Annotated in this window: 8 protein-coding genes; 4 read left to right on the plus strand and 4 right to left on the minus strand. The window is 65.2% G+C overall.

Annotation, left to right across the window (positions count from 1 at the left end):
• Positions 1-165: 165 nt before the first annotated feature.
• The 4 genes from ACK543_RS12220 to ACK543_RS12235 all read left to right on the plus strand — a co-directional run bounded on the left by ACK543_RS12220 (position 166) and on the right by ACK543_RS12235 (position 6,542).
• Complete coding sequence (locus ACK543_RS12220; RefSeq protein ID WP_409943121.1) at positions 166-1,407, plus strand: urate hydroxylase PuuD; 1,242 nt, start codon at positions 166-168, stop codon at positions 1,405-1,407.
• Between the two features lie 274 nt (positions 1,408-1,681).
• Complete coding sequence (locus tag ACK543_RS12225) at positions 1,682-3,028, plus strand: glycerate kinase (RefSeq protein WP_409943122.1); 1,347 nt, start codon at positions 1,682-1,684, stop codon at positions 3,026-3,028.
• Positions 3,029-3,518: 490 nt separating this feature from the next.
• Complete coding sequence (locus ACK543_RS12230; protein ID WP_409943123.1) at positions 3,519-4,142, plus strand: Crp/Fnr family transcriptional regulator; 624 nt, start codon at positions 3,519-3,521, stop codon at positions 4,140-4,142.
• A 291-nt stretch (positions 4,143-4,433) separates the two neighbouring features.
• Positions 4,434-6,542: a diguanylate cyclase domain-containing protein gene (locus tag ACK543_RS12235; RefSeq protein WP_409943124.1), complete on the plus strand. Its 2,109-nt coding sequence runs from the start codon at positions 4,434-4,436 to the stop codon at positions 6,540-6,542.
• 24 nt (positions 6,543-6,566) lie between these two features.
• On the opposite strand, the gene ACK543_RS12240 is transcribed toward ACK543_RS12235, so the two are convergent.
• From ACK543_RS12240 to ACK543_RS12255, 4 genes are all read right to left on the minus strand, one after another.
• A complete protein-coding gene (locus ACK543_RS12240) occupies positions 6,567-7,613 on the minus strand; it encodes a VWA domain-containing protein (RefSeq protein ID WP_409943125.1) in 1,047 nt (348 codons plus the stop codon).
• A gap of 66 nt (positions 7,614-7,679) precedes the next feature.
• Positions 7,680-8,657, minus strand: coding sequence for a DUF58 domain-containing protein (locus tag ACK543_RS12245; protein ID WP_409943126.1), 978 nt, complete (start codon positions 8,655-8,657; stop codon positions 7,680-7,682).
• 108 nt (positions 8,658-8,765) lie between these two features.
• Positions 8,766-9,791 (minus strand): AAA family ATPase, encoded by a 1,026-nt coding sequence (locus ACK543_RS12250; protein WP_409943127.1) that lies wholly within the window; start codon positions 9,789-9,791, stop codon positions 8,766-8,768.
• Positions 9,792-9,823: 32 nt separating this feature from the next.
• The coding region (locus ACK543_RS12255) for a trypsin-like serine protease (RefSeq protein ID WP_409941837.1) at positions 9,824-10,070 on the minus strand (247 nt) is incomplete at its 5' end.

Consider the following 10,070-nt stretch of genomic DNA (forward strand, 5'->3'; position numbering starts at 1 on the left):
GGATGGTCGCAGCGGTGCCGGGCAATGCATGCCCTGGTGCGCGACCCATTGTTCTGCTCAGAGCGCCCGCAGTGGTGAGCAGGTTGCCAGTAACGCGCGTTCGCCCGGTCCGGGGTGCACTGCGTTCAAATGCGGCGCTCCCCTGCGCTGCCAAGGTTGAGAGATATGGAAAACTATTTCCTCGACTGGGCCAACCTGCTGCTGCGCTGGGTCCATGTCATCACCGCCATCGCCTGGATCGGCTCGTCGTTCTACTTTGTTTTTCTGGACAGCAGCCTGACCCCCCCGGAAGATGAAGACCTGAAAAAGCAGGGCGTGAGCGGCGAGCTATGGGCTGTGCACGGCGGCGGCTTCTATCACCCGGTCAAGTTTGCGGTCTCGCCACCGCAATTGCCCAAGCACCTGCACTGGTTCTTCTGGGAGAGCTACAGCACCTGGATCAGCGGGTTTGCGCTGTTCACGGTGTCCTATCTCTACAGTGCCAGCACCTACCTGATCGACAAGTCGCGCATGGACTGGGCACCTGCCACCGCCATCGTGGTGGCGCTGGCGTTTTTTGTGGTGTTCTGGCTGCTCTACGACGCTGTCTGCCGCATTTTTAGCCACAGGAAGAACGGCGATGCCATCGTGGGGGCGCTGGTGTTCGCGCTGGTATGCGTGGCCTCGTGGCTGGCCTGCCACTGGTTTGCGGGCCGCGCCGCCTTTTTGCTGGTGGGCGCGATGATCGCCACCGCCATGAGTGCCAATGTGTTTTTCTGGATCATCCCCGGCCAGCGTACCGTGGTGGCGCAGATCCAGGCGGGCCAGCCGGTGGATCCCATTCACGGCCAGCGCGGCAAGCAGCGCAGCGTTCACAACACCTACTTCACGCTGCCGGTAATTTTTGCCATGCTGAGCAATCACTACAGCTTCACCTGGAGCCACCCGCACAACTGGCTGGTGCTGATCCTGATGATGTTTACGGGCGCTGCTATCCGTCAGTTCTTCGTGATGCGCCATGGCTACAAGCTCGGCCGTAACGGTAATCCGCTGCCGTATGCCCTTGCTGGCCTGGCGGTGATTGTGGGCGCCATCGTGTGGATGCGCCCTGCGCCCGTGGCACCCCAGACTGCCAGTGCTGCGGGGGCAGGGGCTTTTGCACCAGACTCGGCAAGCTCTGAAGCCCCATCTGACTACAAGGCGGTACAGGCGGTTCTGGAGCAGCGCTGCTACATGTGCCACGGGGCGCAGGTGCAGATGAAGAACCTGCGTGTGGATTCGGCCGATTCGGCCAAGCAGCACGCTCAGGCGATTTACCAGCAGGTGGTGGTGACCCGGTTGATGCCGATGAACAACGCCACGGGCATCACCGATGCAGACCGGGCCGTGATCAGCCGCTGGTTTGAGGCTGGTGCGCCGGTGCCGTAGTCCTGACGCCGTGTCAGTCTGCGCGCACCGTTGGGATGAGCCGCCGTGACCAGCCCACGCAGTGCTGGCACCAGGGTTTTGCAGCAGACGGCCTCACTGGCGCTGGGCGGCACCGGGTGAGTCTCCGCATTGGAGGGGTCAACACAAAGCGCCGATTGGAAGCAGGTAACGGTCGTCCTGTGGGTCAGGGTGCAATGCGCCGTCAAAGCATGCCCAGTGTCGGTCAATCGGTGTCATGGAGCGCGGCACAGGCACGTCACTGCAAAATGGGCGCATGCAACCACTGAATTCCTCCAGCCCCCCGCCAGTGTGCCCGGACTACCGCACCGAGCCGCGCGCTTTCCTGCGTGCCCTGTTTGATGCGGCAGTGCGCGATGCACAGCCGCTGCATGGCATGCGCCGCTGGCTGCCAAAGCCGCCCAAGGGCCGCACGGTAGTCCTTGGTGCAGGCAAGGCAGGCGGTGCGATGGCGCAGGCGCTGGAAGCACTGTGGCCGGCAGACGCGCCCCTGTCTGGGCTCGTGGTCACGCGCTACGGCCATGTGCCACCGCGGCCGCCAGGCGCTGTCCAGCGCATCGACGTAGTGGAGGCGGCCCACCCCGTGCCCGATGCGGCAGGTCTGGATGCCTCACAGCGCATCCTGGCGCTGACCCAGGGGCTCAGCGGCGATGACCTGGTTTTGTGCCTGATTTCCGGCGGTGGCTCGGCGCTGTTGACCCTGCCGTGTCAGGGCCTTGCGCTGCAAGACAAACAGCGAATCAACCGCGCGTTGCTAGACAGCGGGGCAACCATTGGCGAAATGAACTGCGTGCGCAAGCACCTATCTCAGATCAAGGGCGGGCGGCTTGCCGCAGCCTGCGCGCCAGCGCGAGTGATCACGCTTGCCATCAGTGATGTGCCGGGGGATGCCCCCTCGGTGATTGCCAGCGGGCCCACGGTGCCAGATGCCAGCACCTGTGCCGACGCGCTGGAGATCCTGGCGCGCTACGCAATTGCTGTGCCTGCGTCGGTGCAGGCGGCGCTGGAAGATGGCTTGCTGGAGACGCCCAAGCCCGACGATGCGCGGTTTGCAGGCCATGAGGTCCATCTGATCGCCACGCCATGGAGCGCGCTGCAGGCTGCGGCCGATGTGGCCCGATCCGTGGGGTTGGCGGTCCATGTGCTTTCGGATGAAATCGAGGGTGAATCGCGCGAGGTGGGCAAGGTGCATGCTGCACTGGCGCGCGCCGTGGCGCGCCGCGGTCAGCCGTTTGCAGCACCGTGTGTCGTGCTGTCCGGTGGCGAGACTACGGTGACCGTTCGGCCCTGCCCGCCGGGTGCTGTGCGGGGCCGCGGCGGGCGGTCCGGGGAGTTTGGCCTCGGCCTGGCTCAGGGACTGCAAGGTCAGGCCGGTGTTTGGGCGCTGTCGGCCGATACCGATGGCATCGACGGCAGTGAGCACAATGCAGGCGTCTTCGTGAGCCCCGACACCCTGGAGCGCGCGGCGGCGGCTGGCCTTCGTGCGGACGACCATCTCGCGCGCAACGATGCGTGGAGCTTTTTTGCAAAGCTCGACGACCTGCTGACCACCGGCCCTACGCATACCAACGTCAACGACTTTCGTGCGCTCCTTATTTTGTAGCAATCTAGGCAATATCAACAAGCGTAACGGGTGGTTTTGGTTGCAAATTTGGGTGCCTCTGCATCACCTTCACAAGAATGCGCTGGTGCGGATCGGGCCAGGCCCCGAGGCGCCTTGTGCAGCCGACAGCCGGGCTATGGGCGAGAAACGCAACGCCGTGGACTGCCCAGGCCCGGGTCAGCCTAGCCCGCAGGGAGTAAGGCCGAGGTTCGTCAGCTGTCTCGGCCCGTAAGGGAGGGCGTGCTTGCGTTTGACCCGTGCACCTGGGGCTCATGGTGCCTTTGATATGGGCTCGGTAGGGCATGGTCGCCCTCCAGCCTTGTATTGCGAGCGGCAAGCGGAATCGGGCGCCTGGCGGGTGCCCTGATAGCCGCCCAAGAGTGTGCTGGCGCAAAAACGGGGCAAGAACTGCTGCATCGCCCATGCTTGCGTCATGTGTCTTTGATTTCGCTCAATGCCCATCCTGGGGCGGCGGGGCACATTGCTTGCCATGCTGCCTTCTACCTACTTTTCACTCCCGCCGGAAACTGAAGCCATCGCTGCGGGTGCAGTGCTGCGTCGGCGAAACGAGGTGCAGACCTCGGTGGTGCACCTGGAGAGCGGCCGAGTGCTGCGAGGGGTGTTGGAACAGGGCCTGATGCGTCATCAGCTTGGTGCTGTGGAAGGCCCCTTCTGGCTTGATGCTGCATCGGCGTTGCTGGGCCTGCCTGTGCCGGTGGACATGGTGGCCGATACCCGCGTGCTGGTGCGCCGACTGCCGATCGAGGGCTTTCGCCGCGATTTGGCGCGCATGCCGGAGGGCGCACGCGGTCTGTTGCTCGACATGGCGCTGGGCTACCGGCAGCAGTCGGAACTGGCAGTCAGCCGCCTGGCGCAGGATGCCGAGGCACGCTTTGCGAAATGGCTTCTGAGCCATGCCACGGCGGACCACAGCGGTGCTATGCAGGTCACGTTGCATCAGCGCAAGCGTTTGATCGCTGCGCAACTGGGGATTGCGCCCGAAACCTTCTCCCGTGTGCTGCGCCACTTGCGCGAGGCGGGTCTGGTCGACGGAACCGGCAACGTACTCAGCCTGCCTCAGCCACGTGCGCTGCAGTCGATGGCGGGCTGCTGACCGCTGGCGGCGCGCGCCCCGGGGGTTGCTGCGGCCCATCTCAAGCGGCCACGCTTGCGACGATCGGAAGCGGCGCGAGTCCGCCGCACGCGTTGGACGGAGGGCCAGTGCGCCCTCCCGGTGAAGTGTTGGTCAGTCAGGGTTTTTCCCCGTGTTTCTCTGAGGGTTCCACCCAACCCCCCGGTGGTGGGCGGTGCGTATATTCGCTCAGACCTCTTGCGGCGAAACCTTGTCCATGTCTTTTTTCACCCTCCGGCGCAGCCTGCTGTGCTCCCGCACCACGGAGCGCGTATGACGGCTGCGCACACGCCGACATTACCGACCGAGTCGCCGGGCTGGACCATGCCTGGAACCCTGGTCCTGCGGCTGATGCTGGTGGCCGTGCTCGCAGTGGCTTTGTCGGGCATTCTGGCGGCGTGGGTGGTGACCCGGGCGTCGTCAGAGGAGGCCATGCGCCGCGTGGTGGCCCAGCAGACGGAAGAGGTGGAGGTTGTGGCGCGTCTGCTGGCCAGCAAGATTGAACAGAGCCAGAAGGTGCTGCGCACCGTGGCGGGCGGCATCACGCCCGTGACCCTGGCCTCGCCTTCGTCGCTTGAGTGGCTGCTCCAACAAGGCCTGCCGGCCGTGCAGTTCTTCGACACCATGCAGGTCGCACGTGACAACGGAGAGCTCAGCCTGAACCTGCGTGGCGGCCGCATCCATGACGCAACCGAGGTGGACCCCGCCGAGCGCGATGTGCTGCGCCGCACGCTGGTGGACGGCAAGCCGCTGGTGTCCGAGCTGATTGCGGGCCGCACGACCGAGGCGCGGGTCATGTTCACCATGCCTTTGCATCGTGATGATGGGTCCGTGCTGGGCGTGGTGGCGGGGGCCTTGCGTCTGCAGTCTCAGGGCCTGCTTCCGCCATCCATGATCCTGCCGGCCCGTGATGACTCGCGCCTGTTGGTGTTCACCCGCGACGGCACCATCCTCTCGCATTCGGACCCGTCCCGCATCATGGGAAAGGTCAGCGATGAGCCCGGCCTCGGCTCGGTGTATCCACGCTGGCTCAAAGATCCCTTGCCCCTGGTGGCCCGGGGGGTGACCCACGTGCAACCAGACCATGTCGTGAGCGTGGCGGGTATGCCCCTGCCCCAGTGGATGGTCGCGCGTGTGAGCACCTCACAAGCGTTGCTGGCCCCATTGGCGGGAGCCCAGCGCAGCGCCTGGTGGCTGGCCGCAGTCAGCATGGTCGCCTGCGGGCTGGTCGCCGCCTCTTTCATCGGCTGGCTGGCGCGACCGTTGGGTCGGCTCACCCACAGTGCCCGGCAGCTCGAGGCGCAGGGTATCCAGGGTGCTGCGACCGCTCGGATCCACTGGCCAGCGGCGGATGGCGAGGTGGGCGAGCTCGTGGAAATCTTTCGGCGGCTGGCGCAGCAGCGCAGTGCCCAGCACGCGCACCGGGCGACGCTGGACGGCCAGTTCAAGGCCATCCTCGATAGCGCATCCGTCGGCATCGTCATCTCGCGAAACGGTGTCCTCGAGGTGGTGGGGCGCCAGGCGGCCCTGATGCTTGGTTATGCCGCGCACGAGCTGGAGGGGCGACCTTCAAGGATGCTGTACGCGAGCGACGCCGACCACGAGCGCATGGGTGAACGGGTACAGACCGAGTTCGCGTCCCATGGCGCCTTCGACGCCGATGTGTGTTTTGCCCGCAAGGATGGCTCCCCTGTCTGGGCGCGCGTACAGGGTCGGGCGGTGCAGCCTGAAGCAATGGCGGGTGGCACGGTCTGGATTCTGGAAGACATCACGGCCGCGCGCGAAGCGCAGTCTCAGCACATGTGGGAGCGAACGCACGACGTACTGACCGGTCTTTTCAACCGGCCTGCGTTCGACGAAAAGCTCACTTTGCTGCTGGCCGAGCGAGCCGCCCGGCCGCGCCAGCTGTCGCGAGAAGACGGTGAGGCGGCAGGGGATGGCGTGGTTCTGTTTTTGGACCTTGACCACTTCACGCTGGTCAATGACGTGGCGGGCCACGATGCCGGCGATGACGTTTTGCGGCATGTGGCCCGTTTGCTTGAATCAAATGTACGCAAGATCGGGTGGGCGGCCCGCCTCGGTGGTGACGAGTTTGCGGTGGTACTGCCAGGGTGCGTTCCGGCCCGCGGCCATGCGGTGGCGGAGCAACTGCGCGCCGCGGTGCACGCGTGGCAGCCGTCCTACCAGGGGCGCAGTTTCACCTTGGGGGCGAGTATCGGGATGGTCGTGCTGGATGCCAGCCTGCAGGATGTTGCATCGGTGCTGTCTGCGGCGGACATGGCGTGCTACGACGCCAAGCGCGCAGGACGCAACCGCGTGGAGACCCGTCAGGCGGCGCAGGCCAGTGCGTCCGGTCGGATAGCATTGGGCGCCTTGTCGTAAAGGCCGCTGCAAAGCCCCGAGAGGCTACAGGATCCGGCCATACCACCACACCGACAAGCCCCCTGCCGCCAGCGCGAGCATCGCTCCCAGCAGAGCCAGCAGTGCAGAGATCTCGGTTTCCTTCTTTTCCACCGTCAATCGCGAGCTCAGGGTTTCGTAGACCTTCTTGAGGTCTGCGGCAGTGGCGGCATGGAAGTACTCTGCATTGGTCAGGTTGGCTACCGTCTTCAAGGTTTCTTCGTCCAGCCGCACACGCATCGACCAGCCTTCAAAGCCGATCGTCTCGCCCTGCACGGTGCCTACGCCCACCGTGTAGACGCGCACCCCCCGGTCGGCGGCCCACTTGGCGGCCTCCAGAGGGTCCACGCCGGTGGTGCGCTGGCCATCGGTCAGCATGATCACGGCAGCGGAACTGTAGGAGCCCGGCGCCACCGGAACAAAGGCCTTGGCCTGATCCTGCTTTTTGCTGATTTCGTCGATGGATTTCGGGCGCATCGCCTGGCGCCCGCCCAGGGCGGAGATGTCGATGCCCGCGTCGGGAAAGATGGTGGCCAGCGAGAGCATGATGCCGTTGCCGGTGGCGGTGCCGCGCTGAAGCTGGAAGCTGTCGATGGCCTTGATCAAATCCTCGCGGCTTTGCGTCGGTAGCTGCGCCAGTTGGGCACTGCCCGCAAATGCGACGATGCCTACGCGCACATGCCGGGGCAACTCGGCGATGAAGGCCTTGGCAGCGTTTTGCGCCGCGGTGATGCGGTCTGGTTCCACATCGGTGGCGCGCATGCTGCCTGAAACGTCCATGGCCAGCATGATGGTTTGATTCTGTGCGGGCAGCGTGATCACGGCCATGGGGCGGGCGGCCGCCAGTAGCAGTGCGATCAGTGCCAGCAAAAACAGCAGCGGCGGGATGTGGCGGCGCAGGCGCTGCCCCGGACCCATGGCCTCGCGCACCAGCGACAGGCTGGAGTAGGTCAGCGCGGTCTTCTTGCGCCGATGCAGCAGCCACCAGTACAGCAGCACCAGCAGGGGCGCAAGCAGCAGCAGCCAGAGCAGGGTGGGCCAGATGAAAACCATGGGCGTAGCGTCCTCGGGCGCAATGGGCTTAGATGAAGGCGGTATCGGTCATGGGCCAACAGGGCGTCAGGCCGCTTGCTCCGCCATGCGGCGCGGGGCTCGCACACGCCGCTGGCGCAGATCCAGGAAGCGCCGCAGCGCGTCTATCAAGTTGTCGTCGGTGCACAGCTCCAGGGTGTCGGCGCCAGCCGTGAACAGCGATTGGCGCAGGGCGGCCTCGCGCTCGGCAGCCAGCTGCGCAAAACGGCGCCGGAACGCCGTATCGTGGGTGTCCACCTGAAGCTGCTCGCCCGTTTCGGCGTCGCGCAGGGTGATCATTCCGACGTCGGGCAGATCTAGCTCCAGCGGGTCGAGCAGGCGCACGGCGACCACGTCATGGCGCTGGCAGAGCTGGCCGAGGGGCTTTTCCCAGCCAGGCGCGCTGATGAAGTCCGACACCACAAAGATGGTGCTGCGACGCCGCAGGTTGGCCATGGCTGTGTGCAAAAGCACCCGTAAATCCGTAGTACCAGCCACAGCTTCAGGTTTGCCTCGTGCGCGAGCCGGTATGGTTCGGTGCGGGGCTAACAAGTGGTGTACCAGATGCAACACATGGGCGCGGCTGCTGCGGGGCGGCAGCACTGTGTCGACCGTACCGGTGGCCGACGGTCCGGCGCCATACAACATGGCACCCACGCGGTTGCCGTGGCGCGTGAGCAGTCGTGCCAGTACCGCTACAAATCCGGTGAGGATGTCGCGCTTGGCGTTGCCCTGGGGGCCGAAGTTCAGCGATGGGCTGACGTCCAGCAAAAACCAGGCTGACATCTCGCGGTCTTCGGTAAATACGCGTATGTGTGGGGCGCTCAGCCTGGCGGTCACGTTCCAGTCGATGTGACGCACATCATCGTGCGGCTGGTATTCACGCAGGTCAGCCAGGTCCAGGCCACTGCCCCGCATCAGCGTGCGGTAGTCACCCTGGAGAAGCCCATCAAGCACGCGGATCACCTTCCATTCCAGTTCGCGCACCAGTCTGTCGGCCTGACCGGGCAGGGTGGGCAGAGGCATTGGCAAGTGGCTGTGTGCCGACCTGCTGGCCGGGGCTGAAGCCGGGTGGGCGGTTGGCGGCTGGACGGTGCTCATGGGCGTTGGGATGGTGCGGGCGTGCGCCTTGCCTCAGGCGGCCTTGCGCTCATGGTGCAGCGGGCGCGCTGGCGCAGGCACCTTGGCCATGATTCGGGTGATCAGGGCATCGGCATCCAGCCCTTCGGACAGGGCTTCGTACGATAACGCGATCCGGTGGCGCAGTACATCGGCAGCCAGGTCGGTCATGTCTTCGGGCAGCACGTAGCTGCGTCCGCGCAGCATGGCCAACGCTTGCGCGCCTTCGGCCAGGGCAATCGTGGCGCGGGGACTGGCGCCGCAGCTGACATGACCGGCCAGTTCCTTCAAGCCGTGCCGGGCCGGTTCACGGGTCGCTGCCACCAGCTTCACGGCGTACTGCAGCAAAGAAGGGTCCACGTACACAGTGCGGCACTCGGCCTGCAGCGCAGCCAGCTGCGCCGTGGTGGCTACCGGCAGCACCTGTACAGGCGGCTCCAGCGCTCTCTGGGCAATCACGAACTCTTCTTCCTCGCTGGGGTAGCCCAACAGCACCTTCATCATGAAACGGTCGACCTGGGCCTCGGGCAGGGCATAGGTGCCTTCGGTCTCAATCGGGTTTTGTGTGGCCATCACCAGGAAGGGCTCGGGCACCTTGTGCGTCTCGCCGGCAATCGTCACCTGGCGTTCCTGCATGACCTCCAGCAGCGCGCTTTGCACCTTGGCGGGTGCACGGTTGATTTCATCGGCCAGCAGCAGGTGGGTGAACACCGGGCCCAGAGAGGTACTGAACTCGCCGGTTTTCTGGTTGTACATGCGCGTTCCCACCAAGTCGGCGGGCACCAGGTCGGGCGTGAACTGGATGCGCTTGAAACTGCCCTGCACGGTGCTCGCCAGCGTCTTGACGGTCAGCGTCTTGGCAAGCCCCGGCACACCCTCGACCAGCAGGTGGCCTTGCGCCAGCATGGCCACCATCACCCGTTCCAGAAAGCGGTCCTGCCCGACCACGACGCGTTTGACCTCGTAAAGCACCTGTTCCATCAGGGCGGCAGTGATGACGCTGCTTGAGCCAGAGAGGCTCTCGGGCGGGGTGGGTTCCATGGTGTGCGTCCTTGGTAGATGGATTCGATGCATCAGAAGGGAGACATGCCCACGGCCGAAGCCGCGTTTTCGATCGGTACGGCAAAAGCGATACCCAGAAACGTCCGTGCAGGCGTGGGGTTGAGGATGGCCGTGACGATCCCAACCACTTCGCCATCGAGCGTGACCAGCGGCCCGCCCGAGTTTCCAGGATTGGCGGCGGCGTCAAACTGGATGAGATTGCTGAGCTGACTCTTGCCTTCGGGCGAGGTGAATTCGCGCTTGAGCCCCGACACCACG

Origin of the sequence: Acidovorax sp., from assembly GCF_046341535.1 — a bacterium.
In the GTDB taxonomy this organism is placed as follows: domain Bacteria; phylum Pseudomonadota; class Gammaproteobacteria; order Burkholderiales; family Burkholderiaceae_C; genus Acidovorax.